The sequence below is a fragment of the Pseudomonas sp. Ps21-P2 genome (genome assembly GCF_039672565.1).
GTDB lineage: Bacteria > Pseudomonadota > Gammaproteobacteria > Pseudomonadales > Pseudomonadaceae > Aquipseudomonas.
Genome location: NZ_JBDFPL010000007.1, coordinates 114,744 through 130,308 on the forward strand (window position 1 = coordinate 114,744; position 15,565 = coordinate 130,308).

Annotated in this window: 14 protein-coding genes; 8 read left to right on the plus strand and 6 right to left on the minus strand. The window is 61.8% G+C overall.

What is annotated here, in order from left to right; all coding sequences use genetic code 11:
* Nucleotides 1–98: 98 nt before the first annotated feature.
* Genes ABEH28_RS18400 through ABEH28_RS18410 form a run of 3 tightly spaced genes read right to left on the minus strand, consistent with a single transcriptional unit; the run spans nucleotide 99 to nucleotide 2,152 of the window.
* The gene (locus tag ABEH28_RS18400) at nucleotides 99–716 is read right to left on the minus strand and encodes a TPM domain-containing protein (protein WP_346630762.1); all 618 of its coding nucleotides are present in this window, start codon (nucleotides 714–716) and stop codon (nucleotides 99–101) included.
* 27 nt (nucleotides 717–743) lie between these two features.
* The gene (locus ABEH28_RS18405; protein WP_346630763.1) at nucleotides 744–1,529 is read right to left on the minus strand and encodes a TPM domain-containing protein; all 786 of its coding nucleotides are present in this window, start codon (nucleotides 1,527–1,529) and stop codon (nucleotides 744–746) included.
* Complete coding sequence (locus tag ABEH28_RS18410) at nucleotides 1,529–2,152, minus strand: LemA family protein (protein ID WP_065992317.1); 624 nt, start codon at nucleotides 2,150–2,152, stop codon at nucleotides 1,529–1,531. The genes ABEH28_RS18405 and ABEH28_RS18410 overlap by 1 nt, the downstream gene beginning before the upstream one ends.
* 281 nt (nucleotides 2,153–2,433) lie before the next feature.
* Between ABEH28_RS18410 and bglX the strand changes: the two genes are divergently transcribed.
* The 7 genes from bglX (at nucleotide 2,434) to ABEH28_RS18445 (ending at nucleotide 11,801) form a co-directional block, all read left to right on the plus strand.
* The gene (bglX, locus tag ABEH28_RS18415; protein ID WP_346630764.1) at nucleotides 2,434–4,731 is read left to right on the plus strand and encodes a beta-glucosidase BglX; all 2,298 of its coding nucleotides are present in this window, start codon (nucleotides 2,434–2,436) and stop codon (nucleotides 4,729–4,731) included.
* Nucleotides 4,732–4,780: 49 nt separating this feature from the next.
* On the plus strand, nucleotides 4,781–6,538 hold the full coding sequence (locus tag ABEH28_RS18420) for an ATP-binding protein (RefSeq protein WP_346630765.1): 1,758 nt from the start codon (nucleotides 4,781–4,783) through the stop codon (nucleotides 6,536–6,538).
* Nucleotides 6,532–7,878, plus strand: coding sequence for a sigma-54 dependent transcriptional regulator (locus ABEH28_RS18425; protein WP_346630766.1), 1,347 nt, complete (start codon nucleotides 6,532–6,534; stop codon nucleotides 7,876–7,878). The genes ABEH28_RS18420 and ABEH28_RS18425 overlap by 7 nt, the downstream gene beginning before the upstream one ends.
* A 333-nt stretch (nucleotides 7,879–8,211) precedes the next feature.
* Nucleotides 8,212–9,534 (plus strand): MFS transporter, encoded by a 1,323-nt coding sequence (locus ABEH28_RS18430; protein WP_192171676.1) that lies wholly within the window; start codon nucleotides 8,212–8,214, stop codon nucleotides 9,532–9,534.
* A gap of 237 nt (nucleotides 9,535–9,771) precedes the next feature.
* Nucleotides 9,772–10,236: a hypothetical protein gene (locus ABEH28_RS18435; RefSeq protein WP_192171677.1), complete on the plus strand. Its 465-nt coding sequence runs from the start codon at nucleotides 9,772–9,774 to the stop codon at nucleotides 10,234–10,236.
* A gap of 406 nt (nucleotides 10,237–10,642) precedes the next feature.
* A complete protein-coding gene (locus ABEH28_RS18440; RefSeq protein WP_282366074.1) occupies nucleotides 10,643–10,966 on the plus strand; it encodes a hypothetical protein in 324 nt (107 codons plus the stop codon).
* Nucleotides 10,967–11,177: 211 nt separating this feature from the next.
* Nucleotides 11,178–11,801 (plus strand): flavin reductase family protein, encoded by a 624-nt coding sequence (locus ABEH28_RS18445; RefSeq protein ID WP_346630767.1) that lies wholly within the window; start codon nucleotides 11,178–11,180, stop codon nucleotides 11,799–11,801.
* Here the strand turns inward: ABEH28_RS18445 and ABEH28_RS18450 are convergent, their stop codons facing one another.
* Both ABEH28_RS18450 and ABEH28_RS18455 read right to left on the minus strand, forming a co-directional pair.
* Entirely contained in the window at nucleotides 11,802–12,041 is a 240-nt protein-coding gene (locus ABEH28_RS18450; RefSeq protein ID WP_346630768.1) for a hypothetical protein, read from the minus strand.
* A gap of 117 nt (nucleotides 12,042–12,158) precedes the next feature.
* Nucleotides 12,159–12,512: an antibiotic biosynthesis monooxygenase family protein gene (locus ABEH28_RS18455; RefSeq protein WP_346630769.1), complete on the minus strand. Its 354-nt coding sequence runs from the start codon at nucleotides 12,510–12,512 to the stop codon at nucleotides 12,159–12,161.
* Nucleotides 12,513–12,947: 435 nt separating this feature from the next.
* Here ABEH28_RS18455 and ABEH28_RS18460 point away from each other — a divergent pair, with 435 nt between their 5' ends.
* Nucleotides 12,948–13,835 carry an AraC family transcriptional regulator gene (locus ABEH28_RS18460; RefSeq protein WP_346630876.1) on the plus strand — a complete coding sequence of 296 codons (888 nt, stop codon included), beginning with the start codon at nucleotides 12,948–12,950 and terminating at the stop codon, nucleotides 13,833–13,835.
* Between the two features lie 27 nt (nucleotides 13,836–13,862).
* Here ABEH28_RS18460 and ABEH28_RS18465 read toward each other — a convergent pair whose 3' ends face one another.
* Nucleotides 13,863–15,494, minus strand: coding sequence for a 5-guanidino-2-oxopentanoate decarboxylase (locus tag ABEH28_RS18465; protein WP_346630770.1), 1,632 nt, complete (start codon nucleotides 15,492–15,494; stop codon nucleotides 13,863–13,865).
* Between the last annotated feature and the right edge of the window lie 71 nt (nucleotides 15,495–15,565).

Consider the following 15,565-nt stretch of genomic DNA (forward strand, 5'->3'; position numbering starts at 1 on the left):
CGAGGCGCTATTTTAGGCGGGTCGAGAGCGGTAGGTGCAATTAAATGACGCGGAGGGTCAGCAGAGGCATTTCCACGCGGAGCGCGGGAACGATCAGATCACTCCAACACCACTAACCGGTTTGGCAACTCGTTGCGCGCCTGGGTCACGGGCACCTGCTCGCTCAGCACCTCGCCGCACGAAGTAATGCACCCCATAAAACCTTCCACAATCCGGCCGTCCTTTACCTGCTGGGTGAAGGTCTCGACCATCGAGCGCCAGATTTCGTTGTCCACGCGCCGGGCGATGCCGTCGTCGACGATGATCTCGACATAACGCTCGGCCTCGCTGACAAAAATCAGCACGCCGGTGCCATTGGCGGTGGCGTGCAGGTTCTGTTCAAGAAACTGCCGACGCGCCAGATTGCCCGCCCGCCAGTGCCGCACGCGAACAGGCACCAGGCGCGTGGTAATGCCCGGCAGCCGGCACACCAGCGCCACCACGATGAACGTGACAACCTGCACCAGCAGCAGATGATTGGCGCTGAGCCAGCCGGTCAGCAGGTTGATCAGCCCCGGTACGAGCAACGCGATGACCCCGGCCCAGATCAGTGGCACGTGGGTGTAGTCGTCAGCGCTGGTGGCCAGCACCGTCACCAGTTCCGCGTCGGTCTGACGCTCGACGGTCTCGATGGCGTGGGCAACCCGCTGTTGTTCGTCTTTATTGAGCAATGTCATGCACGCAAACCCTTCCTGAGCCAACAACTACCAGCCACCGGAGGCACCGCCTCCGCCAAAACCACCACCGCCACCGCGCATACCGCCCGAGCTCGAACCGCCAGAGCCGCCGGAACCGAAGCCCCCTGAGCCGCCAGAGCCGAAACCGCCAAAGCCGCCGCCACCGGAGCCGATGGACCTGCCACGCCCGGAACGTGCGCTGATGTAACTGATGACCACAAACAGCACCAGAAACAGCAGGGTCACTTTCCAGTCGACGCCTTCGGCCTCGCCTGCCGCTGCGCTGCCGGTGGCGCCGACTGCGGGTTCGGGAAGGGGATCGCCGCCGAGCACCTGGACCATCGCCTCGGCGCCTTTGGTGATACCTCCGACAAAATCGCCCTGCCGGAACGCCGGGGTGATGATCTGACTGATAATCACCGACGACTGCGCATCCGTCAGGCGATCCTCCAGGCCGTAACCCACTTCGATGCGCACCTTGCGCTCGTCCCGGGCCACCACCAGCAGCGCGCCATTGTCCTTGCCCTTCTGGCCGATGCCCCAGTGACGACCGAGCTGATAGCCGTAGTCCTCGATGGTCGAGCCCTGCAGGTCTGGCAATGTGACCACCACCACTTGCTCGGTGGTCAGTTCTTCATGGGCGCGCAGCATCTGTTCGAGATGCTCTTTGCTCGGGCCGTCGATCATCCCGGCGGTGTCAACGACGCGCCCGGTCAGCGGCGGAAACGTGAGGTCGGCTTGCGCCCACTGGGCAAATACGCCCACCGACATCGCCAGTAACGCGACCAGCACTCCCCGCCGCGCGCGTCCCATCAGAATTTCACTTGTGGCGCTTTGTCAGCGTCAGCGGCAGTGGCTTCGAAGTTCGGACGCACCGGCAGATCGCTGTACATCACGGTGTGCCACAGACGGCCCGGGAAGGTGCGGATCTCGGTGTTGTAACGCTCGACCGCCGTAATGAAGTCGCGACGGGCCACCGCGATACGGTTTTCCGTGCCTTCAAGCTGGGACTGCAGCGCGAGGAAGTTCTGGTTGGATTTGAGGTCCGGATAGCGCTCCGAGACCACCATCAAACGGCTCAATGCGCCGGTCAGCTGACCTTGTGCATCCTGGAACTGCTTGAGCTTGGCCGGATCGTTCAGGGTGCTGGCGTCCACCTGAATCGACGTCGCCTTGGCACGCGCTTCGATGACTGCGGTCAGGGTGTCCTGCTCTTGCTTGGCGTAGCCCTTCACCGTTTCCACGAGGTTGGGGATCAGGTCGGCGCGGCGCTGATACTGGTTCTGCACCTGGGCCCAGGCAGCCTTGACCTGCTCGTCGTAGGTCGGAATGTTGTTGATCCCGCAGCCGGACAACAGGGTCGTCAGCAGCATCATCAACGCCAGTGACAATTTGTAACGACTGCCCCGGCTGTGGTCATAACGCTCTGTTTGCATGGCGTGCGTGCTCCCTGTACTCATCAATAGTTAGTCCTGTCAGTCATGACTTTAGCCAAACCGGACGATCCCCGGCATAATCCCGCCCCATCGCGTTGTCGGGGCTCTGGATTGCCGGGCCACAATCAGATAAAACTCGTTGCGCTACTGATGCTCATATGAGGCAGGAGTTCAGCGACGTTGCCATCCTGACGACAATAAAAACCAAAGGTTCGACACCTATAACAACGGCTGACCGGTATTACGTGCGAGTTGCCGGCAACGCCTTGAGAAAACCATTCATGAATAAGCTGTGTTTCCTGAGTCTCGTCATCGGCCTGGTCAGTCAGTCCGCCTGGGCCGAAAACGCTACCACTGGCGTTGGCACCCCCTCCACGCTGCAAGCCAAGAATGCGTTCATCGCCAACCTGATGAAGCAAATGACCCTCGACGAGAAGATCGGTCAACTGCGCCTGATCAGCATCGGCCCGGAGATGCCCAAGCCGGAAATTCTCAAGGAAATCACCGCAGGCCGCATCGGCGGCACGTTCAACTCCGTCGTGCTGCCGGACAACCGCGCCATGCAGGACGCCGCCGGGCACAGCCGCAACAAGATCCCGATGTTCTTCGCCTACGACGTCGTCCACGGCCAGCGCACCGTATTCCCGATCAGCCTGGGTCTCGCGTCGACCTGGGACATGAACGCCATCACCCGCACCGGTCGCGTGTCAGCGATCGAAGCCGCGGCCGACGGCGTGGACATGACCTTTGCACCGATGGTCGACATCACCCGCGACGCGCGCTGGGGCCGCAGCTCCGAAGGCTTCGGCGAGGATACCTATCTGGTGTCGCGCATCTCCGCCACCATGACCCGCGCGTTTCAGGGCACCAGCATGCAGGCGCCCAACAGCATCATGGCGGTGGTCAAACACTTCGCCCTGTATGGCGCGGTCGAGGGCGGTCGCGACTACAACACCGTCGACATGAGCCCGGTGCGCATGCAGCAGGACTACCTGCCGCCCTACCGCGCATCGATTGATGCCGGCGCAGGCGGCGTGATGATCGCGCTCAATTCCATCAACGGCGTGCCTTCCACGTCCAACGCCTGGCTACTGCAGGATGTCTTGCGCAGGGATTGGGGCTTCAAGGGCGTAACCGTCAGCGACCACGGCGCGATCAAGGAACTGATCGACCACGGCGTGGCCAAGGACTTCCGCGAAGCCGCCAAGCTGGCGATCAAGGCCGGCGTCGACCTGAGCATGAACGACAAGGCCTACGGCGAAGAACTGCCGGATCTGGTAAAGAGCGGCGAAGTGTCGGTCAAAGAAGTCGATAACGCCGTGCGTGAAGTGCTCGGCGCCAAGTGGGAAATGGGCCTGTTCGCCAACCCGTACCTGCGCATCGGCGCGGCAGTGGATGACCCGGCCGATCGCAACGCCGAAAACCGTCTGCACCGTGCCGAAGCCCGCGACGTTGCGCGAAAGAGCGTCGTGCTGCTGAAGAACCAGAACGACACCCTGCCGCTGAAGAAGCAAGGCACCATCGCTGTGATCGGTCCGCTGGCCAAGAGCTCGATGGACATGATGGGCAGTTGGTCAGCGGCCGGGCTGGCGCGTCAGACCGTCAACGCCTATGACGGCATTGCGGCGGCGGTCGGCGACAAGGCCAAGCTGGTTTATGCACTGGGCTCCAACATCACCGACAACCAGCACGCCATTACCTACCTGAACAAGATGGACGACCAGATCGCCATCGACCCGCGTCCCGAGCAGGAGATGATCGACGAAGCGGTCAAGGCCGCGCAGCAGGCGGACGTGGTGGTTGCCGTTGTTGGTGAGTCGCGCAACATGTCCCATGAAGCGGCGAGCCGTGTCGACCTGGTAATACCGGGCCGTCAACGGGACCTGATCCGCGCGCTCAAGGCCACAGGCAAACCGCTGGTGCTGGTGCTGATGAATGGCCGGCCGCTCGCGCTGGGTGAAGAAAACGAACTGGCCGACGCCATGGTGGAAAGCTGGTTCCTCGGCACCGAGGGCGGCAATGCCCTGGCTGACGTGCTGTTCGGCGACTACAACCCGTCCGGCAAACTGCCGATGACCTTCCCGCGCTCCGTGGGCCAGGTCCCGGCCTACTACAACCACCTGAACACCGGTCGCCCGTACCGCCCGAACGACTCGAACTACACCTCGAACTATTTCGAAGAGCCGACCAGCCCGCTGTTCCCGTTCGGTTATGGCCTGAGCTATACGCAGTTCAGCGTGTCGGACATCACCCTGTCGATCAACAAGATGACCCGCAAGGACAAGCTGAGTGCCAGCGTCATGGTCAAGAACACCGGCAAGGTCGCCGGTGAAACCGTGGTTCAGCTGTACCTGCGCGACGTCGCCGCCTCGATCAGCCGTCCGGTCAAAGAGCTGAAGAACTTCCAGAAGGTCATGCTGAACCCCGGGGAAGAGAAATCCGTGAGCTTCACCCTGACCGAAGAAGACCTGAAGTTCTTCAACCCGTCGCTGAAGTACGCGGCCGAGGCGGGCGAGTTCAAGCTGATGATCGGCCTGGATTCGGAGAACGTGAAAGAGACGACGTTCAATTTGCTGTAAGGCAGGAATCCGGGGCGAATGCGCCAGCCACTGAGAGGAGGTCACGCCCATGCCCCGTTCCGTCCGCCTCGTGCTTTACGTGGTGCTGATCGTCGCCGGTGCCGTGCTCGCGGCGACGCTGGCGATGCATCAGGCTCAGCGGCATGCCCTGGAAGACGACGCTGGCCGCTCTAAAGATCGGCTGGCGCTCTACGCCAACACGTTGCAGACCCTGATCGAGCGCTACCGGGCTCTGCCGGCTGTTCTGGCCCTTGATCCTCAACTGCGGACGGCGCTGAGCGGACCGGTCAGCGCCGACACCACCCAGGCGCTCAATCTCAAACTGGAGCAGATCAACGGCGCTGCCCAGTCCTCCACCCTCGAACTGCTTGACCGCAACGGCCTCGCCGTCGGCGCCAGCAACTGGCGTCTGCCGAGCAGCTACGTGGGCCACAACTACGGCTTCCGCCCCTACTTCACGCAAACCCGCGCCACCGGTGTCGGGCGTTTTTATGCCGTCGGCGTGACCAGCGGCATCCCGGGTTACTTCCTGTCGAACGCGGTGCGCGACGAAGCCGGGCAGTTCATCGGGGCGATGGTGGTCAAGCTGGAGTTTCCGGACCTTGAACACACCTGGGCGCAAAACGATGACCTGCTGCTGGTCAGCGACGCCAAGGGCATCGTCTTCATCGCCAATCAACCGGGCTGGCGCTATCGGGCCCTGCGGCCGCTGACCGAGCAGGACCGCGCCGAACTGGCGAGCACGCGTCAGTACGACAAGCAGCCGCTGACGCCCTTGCATCAAGAGCTACTGCGTACGTTCGGCGAAAACAGCCATCTCAGCCGTGTCGACGCCCCCAACGAGCAGACCGATTTCTTGTGGCAGTCAATGCCGCTGCCGACCGAGGGTTGGACCTTGCACCTCCTGCGCAAACCGCAGGCCGCCAGTGAAGACGTGCGCAATGCCGGACTGGCGGCGGCAGGCATCTGGCTGACGCTGGTGTTCCTCGGGCTGTTTCTGTATCAGCGCTGGCGCCTTGGCCGCGTGCGCCAGCGCAGCCGCGAAGAGCTGGAACGCTTGGTCGAGGAACGCACGCGGGACCTGCACACCGCTCAGGACGGTCTGGTGCAGTCGACCAAGCTGGCGGCCCTCGGCCAGATGTCCGCCGCCCTCGCCCACGAAATCAACCAGCCGCTGACGGCCCAGCGCATGCAGCTCGCCACCCTGCGTCTGTTGCTGGAGCATGGCCGTGTCGACGATGCGTACAAGGCGCTGAGCCTGCTCGATCAGCAATTGACCCGCATGGCCGCGCTCACCGGCCACCTGAAAACCTTCGCCCGCAAAAGCCCCAGCGGCCTGCGCGAACGCCTTGATCTGGCCACCGTGGTCGATCAGGCGCTGCTGTTGCTGGACGCACGAATTCGTGAAGAGCGCGTCAGTTGCGTGCTCGACCTGACGCGTCCAGCCTGGGTGCGCGGCGATGCGATCCGGCTGGAGCAGGTCCTGATCAACCTGATGCGCAACGCCTTGGACGCGATGGGCGACAAACCCCTCAAGCGTCTAGAAATTCGCATCGACGCGCAGAGCGAGCATTGGTGTGTTTCGGTCATCGACAGTGGTGGGGGAATTGCCGAAGAGCATCTGGCCAACGTCTTCGATCCGTTTTTCACCACCAAACCGGTGGGCGACGGTCTGGGCCTGGGCCTCGCGGTTTCGTTCGCCATCGTGCATGAACTGGGCGGCCGGCTCAGCGCCGAAAACGTCAACAACGGCGCGCGGTTTTTCTTCTGTCTGACCCAGGCCCCGGAGGCCGACGCCCCATGCTGAACGCGGTAATCGTGGTGGATGACGAGGCGCCCATTCGTCAAGCGGTGGAGCAATGGCTCACGCTGTCCGGGTTCGAGGTGCGCTTGTTCAGCCGCGCCGAGGATTGCCTGTCGCAGCTGCCCGAGCACTTTCCCGGCGTGATCCTCAGCGATGTGCGCATGCCCGGCATGGATGGTTTGCAGTTGCTGGCCGAGTTGCAGCGGCGGGATCGCAACTTGCCAGTGATCCTGCTGACCGGCCACGGCGACGTGCCGATGGCCGTGGACGCCATGCGCGACGGCGCCTATGACTTTCTGGAGAAGCCGTTCACCCCGGAGACCCTGCTCGGCAGTTTGCGCCGGGCAATGGAGAAACGCGCGCTGGTGCTGGAAAACCGCGCGCTGCATGTGCAGGCGGATAACCGCTCGCGTCTGGATGCAACGCTGCTGGGCATGTCGCCGACGATGCAGACATTGCGGCGGCAGGTCCTGGACCTCTCGCCACTGCCGGTTAACGTGCTGATTCGCGGCGAGACCGGCAGCGGCAAGGAAATGGTCGCGCGGTGCCTGCATGACTTCGGCCCGCGAGCCGACAAACCCTTCGTTGCGGTGAACTGTGCGGCGATCCCGGAGCAGCTGTTCGAAGCCGAGATCTTCGGCCACGAAAGCGGTGCGTTCACCGGCGCCCAGGGCAAGCGCATCGGCAAACTGGAGTACGCCCACGGCGGCACGGTGTTTCTCGACGAGATCGAGAGCATGCCGCTGGCGCAGCAGGTCAAGCTGCTGCGGGTGATTCAGGAGCGACGCATTGAGCGACTGGGCTCAAACCAGAGCATCGATATTGATGTGCGCATCATTGCCGCGACCAAGCCCGATCTGCTGGACGAAGCCAGGGCCGGGCGTTTCCGCGAGGATCTGGCGTATCGGCTGAACATCGCCGAATTGCGACTGCCACCGCTGCGCGAACGGCGAGAAGACATCCCTATGTTGTTCAGCCATTTCTCGCGGAATGCGGCAGAGCGCCTCGGCCGCAGCGCGCCGGTGTTGAGCGGTGAACAGCTGAGCCATCTGCTCAGCCACGACTGGCCCGGGAATGTGCGCGAACTGGCGAATGCCGCCGAGCGCCAGGTGCTGGGGCTGGACGGTCCCGCCGCAGAGGGCATCCCGGTGGGTCAGTCGCTGGTGGCGCAGCAGGAAGCCTTCGAAGCCCACTGTATTCGCTCGGCGTTGCGACGCCATCGGGGCGATATCAAGGCAGTCATGCACGAGTTGCAACTGCCCCGCCGCACCCTGAATGAAAAAATGCAGCGGCACGGGTTGGTGCGTGAGGACTTTCTAGCGGAAGACAGTCCTACAGGATGATCGCGGGGTGTCAGTGGGACCGGCTTCAGCCGGGAAGAGGCCAGCGTGAACACCCTTAATTTCGCGGCGTGACACCCGACGCCTTCCCGGCTAAAGCCGGTCCCACTAGATGATCGCAGTCCGTCAGTGGGACCAGCTTCAGCCGGGAAGGGAATTGCGGCGGTGAGCGGATTTTCGCTCAGGGATTTTAGACAACAAGCGGATTTCCGCTCACCTGCTCCACGCCAACCCCTCTACTCCGGGCCTTTCAGCCTTTGGCACAGCTCCTGCTATCACTGTCGTCAGAACGCCTCGATGCGTTCCTTCTAACAACAATGACCTGCAGGAAATCCCATGGCCATCCCCAATTCTGCCTCCCACGGAGCGGCTGCCACGCCAGTCGCCGAGAAAACCACCGGAAGTCGCCTGAAATCCATTTTCAGCGGTTCGGTCGGCAACATGGTCGAGTGGTACGACTGGTACGTCTACGCCGCCTTCTCCCTCTACTTCGCCAAAGTCTTCTTCCCCAAGGGCGACACCACCGCCCAGTTGCTCAACACCGCCGCGATCTTCGCCGTGGGCTTTCTCATGCGCCCCATCGGCGGCTGGCTCATGGGCCTCTACGCAGACCGCAAAGGCCGCAAGGCCGCGCTGATGGCGTCGGTGCTGTTGATGTGTTTCGGTTCGCTGATCATTGCCCTCACCCCTGGTTATGAAACCATCGGCGTCGGCGCTCCGATCATGCTGGTGTTCGCGCGCCTGCTGCAGGGCCTGTCGGTGGGTGGCGAGTACGGCACCTCGGCGACCTATCTCAGCGAGATGGCGACCAAGGAACGCCGGGGCTTCTTCTCCAGCTTTCAGTACGTGACGCTGATCTCCGGCCAGCTCATCGCGCTGGCGGTGCTCATCGTGCTGCAGCAGACGCTGACCACTGAACAACTGCAAACGTGGGGCTGGCGCATCCCGTTTGCCATTGGCGCGTTGTGCGCGGTGGTGGCGCTGTTCCTGCGTCGCGGCATGGAAGAAACCGAGTCGTTCACCCGCAAGAAGGACAAACCCAAAGAAAGCCTGATGCGCACATTGATGCGCCATCCGAAAGAGCTGATGACCGTCGTCGGCCTGACCATGGGCGGCACGCTGGCGTTCTACACCTACACGACCTACATGCAGAAGTACCTGGTGAACACGGTGGGCATGAGCATCACCGACTCGACGACGATTTCTGCCGCGACGCTGTTCCTGTTCATGCTGTTGCAACCGGTGATCGGCGCGCTGTCCGACAAGGTCGGCCGCCGCCCGATCCTGATTGCCTTCGGCGTGCTGGGCACCTTGTGTACCGTGCCGATCCTCACCACCCTGCACACCATTCAGAGCTGGTGGGGCGCGTTCTTCCTGATCATGGCCGCGCTGATCATCGTCAGCGGCTATACGTCGATCAACGCCGTGGTGAAAGCCGAGCTGTTCCCGACCGAGATCCGCGCCCTGGGCGTCGGCCTGCCGTACGCATTGACGGTGTCGATCTTCGGCGGTACGGCTGAATACATCGCGCTGTGGTTCAAGAGCATTGGCATGGAGACCGGCTATTACTGGTACGTCACGGCCTGCATTGCGGTGTCGCTGCTGGTGTATGTGTTCATGAAGGACACCCGCAAGCACTCGCGGATCGAAACCGACTGACCTGAAACGGAGCTGTCGAGCAGCCTACAGAGGGCGAAAAAAAGGGTAGCTCACTCACATGAGCTGCCCTTTTGCATTCGCAGGCGTGGCTAAGTGCATGAATAACGATCGCTTTTTGCAGTATCAATTTCAGCGATGATCGCTACTAATGCGATTGACTTCTTAATAATTTAGAGGCGAGTAAAGTTCACTCCATACCGAGTTACCTACTAACTAAATCGATCTGGAGCAACTACCATGAAAACTAACAAACTGATCTTCGGCCTCGCTTTCTCCCTTCTTGCAAGCAGCGCCTTTGCACTTCCAGCCGTTGATGCGCACCACGCGGTGAATGCTGCGGTCGTTGCAGAAAACGGCTCGTCCCACACTAATATCGGTCGCGTCGCTGCTGACGGTTCTGACCACGTAGGTGCCAACCGCCTCGCTGCTGATGGTGCTGACCGCGTCGGTGCAAACCGCCAGGCCGCTGATGGCTCGGACCACGTAGGTGCCAACCGCCTCGCTGCTGATGGCGCCGACCGCGTCGGTGCAAACCGCCAGGCCGCTGATGGTTCGGACCACGTAGGTGCCAACCGTCTCGCTGCTGATGGCGCTGACCGCGTCGGTGCAAACCGCCAGGCCGCTGATGGCTCGGACCACGTAGGCGCAAATCGTCTCGCTGCTGATGGCTCGGACCATGTTGGTGCAAATCGCCTGAGCTGATACATACATGACGTTCTCTCAGCCCGGCTTAATGCCGGGCTTAATTTTTCTGCGTTAAAAACCTGGAACCCTTGGTTTGACTGGGCGCATGGCGGGTATCCATCCGAAACGCAGCAGCTTTCCACCCCAATCCTGCTAACGCTCATGCCCAGGCGATCCCCTACCCGGCCACATCGCTAGCAAAAAAATGACACCCAAGTCAATAGACAAATTCGCCATCACGAGCGAAAATTGCCCCATGTCAGCGCAAAAAGTTCTGCAACGCTTTAAAACCGGGCGCTCCAGCCCACTATCATTTTTGGCGATGGTCGTTACCAATACCGTTAACTTCAACTTAATCCGTACGCGCGTAATATTGGCTCCATTCCCAAGTTAACTAATTATTGAACTTACTGGAGCAACACTCATGAAAACTTCAAATATTATTTTTGGTATTAGTCTGTCCATCCTGGCATCGAGCGCATTCGCTCTGCCTGTTTCCGAACAGCACTCTGCATTTAATGGCACTGTCGTAGCAGAGGGCGGTTCTTCTCACACCAATGCGTCGCACACCGGTTCTTATCGTCAGGCTTCCGATGGTTCTGACCACGTTGGCGCCAATCGTCTTGCCGCCGACGGCGCTGACCGCGTAGGCAACAACCGCCAAGCCGCTGATGGCGCTGATCACATCGGTGCAAACCGCCTGGCCTCTGATGGCGCTGATCGCGTCGGTGCCAACCGCGCCAGCTAATCGGTGTCCGCATCATCCCGCTGCATGTTTACCGCTTCATGTTTCACCTCCTGAACTCCCTTTGTAGCCCGACGCTTGTCGGGCTTTTTTTTGCCCGGGGCTCGGAGGCTGCTGGAATCCTCACCCAATGCCTTGCACTATGTCGGCCTGCATGCCGCACATGCGCATACCTTGGCCGCCTCGCCGGCACACCCTCATTCAGGAACACACCATGTCAGACGATATTCATTTCTACGAACCGTCCAAAGGTCATGGATTGCCCCACGACCCGTTCAACGCCATTGTCGGCCCACGTCCGATCGGCTGGATCTCGTCCCAGGACGGCGAAGGCAAGCTGAACCTGGCGCCCTACAGTTTCTTCAACGCCTTCAACTATGTGCCGCCGATCATCGGGTTCTGCAGCATCGGTCGCAAAGACAGCCTGAACAATATCGAACAGACCGGGGAGTTCGTCTGGAACCTCGCCACGCGCAGCCTGGCCGAGCAGATGAACATGAGTTGCGCGGCAGTGCCGGCGGATGTGAGTGAGTTCGAGCTGGCAGGCCTGACCGCAGAATCATCGCGCATCGTTTCGGTGCCGAGGGTCAAGGAGACGCCGGTTTCGTTCGAATGCAAAGTGACGCAGATCATCCAGCTGCAACGCGCCGACAAGGAAGTCGTGCCGAGCTGGCTGATTCTGGGGGAAGTGGTGGCGGTGCATATCGCCAAGCGGCTGCTGAAGGAAGGTGTGTATGACACCGCAGCCGGCGAGCCCATCCTGCGCGGCGGCGGCCCGGCTGACTATTTCCAGCTGAGCGCGGAGTCGCTGTTCAAAATGTACCGGCCGAACGTCTGATCAATCCTCGGCGAACACCAGTTCGCCCTCTGGCGTGACGTCGGCGAGCCGCTCCAGCTCTTTGACGGCGGCGTCGTCAGCGGCGAGCGCGGTAGGGAATTTCTGTTCGGCGAGCACGCGGTGAAAGGTCGGCGCACCGCCCATGACCCGGGCCTTGACGGCGATTGCGGCACTGTAACCGTCGTCACCGGGGACTGCGGCCGAGACGGCTTCGTGGTGCTGGAATTCTTTGCGTGCCATGGTTCAACGCCTTGCCTGGAAAAATGAAGGCGAGATTTTAAACGCAGGCGTTCGAACACCTGAAAGCTTTTCTTCGCAGGCCCATCGCCTGCACCCGAGCAAAAGCACCGAAACCTGTTAGCCCGCCAGACGAGCACCCTCAGGGGCATAAGCCGTCTGTGCCTGAGACGCCGTCACGGTGGCGAAGGTTTGAAAGTCCAGGCTCGCCACCAGCATTTCGGTCAGCAGTTCGGAAAACAGGTTCAGTTCAGGCGTGGCAAACCAGTCGTTCATCGCGGAAGGATCGGCCCACGTACCGGTGATAACCCAGAGGTCTTCGTCGGTCAGAGACTTCTGCAGCCCGAAGTGCAGACAACCCGCAGCAGCGGCCGACGGGCTGATCAGACTGCTCAAACGGGCACCCAGTTGGGCACTGCGTCCAGCACGGGCGCGAACGGAAACCCAATGGCTCACAACTGAAGTATTTAGCATGCTCTGCGCTCCTGCTTTTTTGCGTGCGTGTCTTTTGCGTGCGTGCCGCGCGCCGGGATCGGGAATCCATGAAACGAGCCGCGACGGGAAGTGAAGGTTATGGGGAGGCGCGCGACCTGCGGTAGCCAATTACTGCCCGGTTATTGCCTGATTCTGCGCTGACAGGTTCATCGTTACGTCGGGGCTCCCCGCTGCGCCGCGTGATGCCCATGGACTTTCGAGCAACGATCCCAAGCGAACAGGGCACGTTCATGGCAACGCAACACAGCGGTAACAGAATCAGGCAAGCATCCGGCAGGATTCGCCTAACGCTTGCGCTTGCCCAAAAATAAGCTGTGCTGCATCAATGCTCTGTCAGAGGAATTCCCCATGTCGCTATCCGCTCTTGCGCCGTCCGCCCCGGATGCTCGACCTGTTGCCGAGCTGAGCGCGCAGATGACGCAGCAGCGCGCCGAGCTGGCAGAGCTGATCCGCCGTCATGCGCCCGCCGATGGCAGTTTCCAGACGGTGATCAAGCCGCTGTTCATGGTTCGTCACGATCGTCCGTCGCAGTCGGTGCCGGGGCTGGTGCAACCAGCGCTGTGCATCATGGCCCAAGGCCGCAAGGACGTGACGCTGGGCGGCGAGTTGTACACCTACGACCCGCTCAATTACCTGGTGCTGTCGGTGGCGTTGCCTATCAGCGGCAAGGTGATTTACGCGACGCCGGAAGAGCCGCATCTGGCCCTGCGCCTGGAAATCGATCCGGTGGAAATCAACGCATTGATCGCCGAGGCCGGTCCGATGAGCGTACCGACGCGTCACAGCGGGCGCGGCATGTACGTCGAGCGGATCGATTCACAGCTGCTCGATGCCGTCATCCGGCTGATCCGCCTGCTGGACACGCCGAAAGACATTCCCATGCTCGCGCCGCTGATCAATCGGGAGATCCTTTACCGGCTTCTGCGTGGGAGCGAAGGGCACCGGCTGTATGAAATCGCCATCTCCAACTGCCAGACCCATCGCGTCACTCAGGCGATCAAGTGGCTCAACGATCATTTCCAGGAGCCGCTGCGGATTGAAGACCTGGCGAGAGAGGTGAACCTGAGCGTCTCGACGCTGCACCACCGTTTCAAGTCCGTCACGGCCATGAGCCCGCTGCAATACCAGAAGCAACTGCGTCTGCAGGAGGCCCGGCGCTTGATGCTGGCGGACGGCCTCGAAGCGTCGGCCGCCGGTTACCGGGTCGGCTACGAAAGCGCTTCGCAGTTCAGCCGCGAATACAGTCGCCTGTTCGGTGCGCCACCGTTACGCGACCTGGCGCGGCTGCGCAGTACGGTTTGAAGCGCGCCGCTCGGACAACGCAAAACGTCAGTCGAGGCTGCTCATCCAGCGCTGCTGATCGATCTCGATCAACGTCGGGCCGTCACGCTGACTGGCTGAGCTCAGTGCCGCCTTCAGTTGCTCAACACGGCCGACCGCCTCCGCGGCGCATCCCAGGGCTTTGGCAACACCGACAAAATCAGGCGTGAAAATGTCGACGCCCATGGGCTCGATGGCGCGGTTGACCATGTACTTCTTGATCTCTTCGTAGCCCTGGTTATTCCACAGCAGCACGACGATGGGCGTACGCGCTTCCACCGCACTCGCCAGCTCGGACAGGGTGAATTGCAGACCGCCGTCGCCAATCAGGCACACCACCGGGTTGGATTCTCCGGCGTCGCGGCTGCCCAGCCATGCGCCCACTGCAGCGGGCAATGCGTAGCCAAGGGTTCCGTAACCGGTTGATGAATTGAACCAGCGACGGGGCTTGTCGAGGTCCAGGGTCAGGTTGCCCGTGTAGACAGGCTGGGTCGAGTCGCCCACGATCACGGCTTCCGGCAGCACGTCGAGCACCGTCTGCAAAAACAGCGTCTGCCCACGGGTCGCATCGTCCCAGCCCGCCTCAAGACTTGCCTTCAGCGCGGCAACCCGCGCGGTGCCCCACTCCTCGCGGCGTGGCATCAGCACTTCGCTCGCCAGCGCATCGACCAAGGCCTCGGCGGCGTATTGAGCGTCAGACACCAACGCGACCGTCGGCGCGAAATGACGCACAGTCTGATCGGGATCGATGTCGATGCGCAGTAACGCGCCTGGAATCTTGAAGTGGCCCTGGAAGGTGATGTCGTAGTCGGTCTCGGCCAGTTCAGTGCCGATGGCCAGCACCACGTCGGCACTCTCAATGACCTCACGGGTGGCATCGAGGGATTGCGTCGAGCCAATCAGCAGCGGGTGAGCGCTCGGCAGCATGCCTTTGGCGTTGATGGTCAGCGCGACCGGCGCGCCGAGCCGTTCGGCCAGACGCGTCAACGCCGGGGCGGCGTGAATGGCGCCGCCTCCCGCCAAAATCAGCGGCCGTTGGGCGGTGGCAAGCAGATTCGCCATTTGCCGGATTGCCGCAGGCGCCGGCCCTGCGCGACTCACCGATACCGGTGGGCTGTGCAGCAGGGCATCGGCATTTTCCACCAGCACGTCCAGCGGGATTTCGATGTGCACCGGACGCGGCCGCGCCGCTTGAAACACCGCAAACGCCCGGGCCAGCACTGACGGCAGCTCGGCCGCTGACATCAGCGTGTGGGAGAACGCCGCGACACCCGCGACCAACGCACTCTGGGACGGCAGCTCATGCAGCTTGCCGCGACCGCCGCCCAACTGACTGCGCGACTGCACGCTGGAAATCACCAGCATCGGGATCGAGTCCCCATAGGCCTGGCCCATCGCCGTGGTGATGTTGGTCATGCCGGGGCCGGTGATGATGAAGCACACGCCCGGCTTGCCTCGCGTGCGCACATAACCATCGGCCATGAACCCTGCACCCTGCTCATGGCGCGGGGTGATGTGGGTAATCGACGAACCCGCCAGCCCTCGGTAAAGCTCGACCGTGTGCACGCCCGGAATCCCGAACACCCGCTCCACCCCGTAGCCTTCGAGCAACCTGACCAGCACTTCCCCGCACGTCGCCATGTGTCTGCCCCTCTCGTATGCCTTTCCCAATACCACCCGCAATTTGCCAGGCTCGATAGGCGACCATTGAA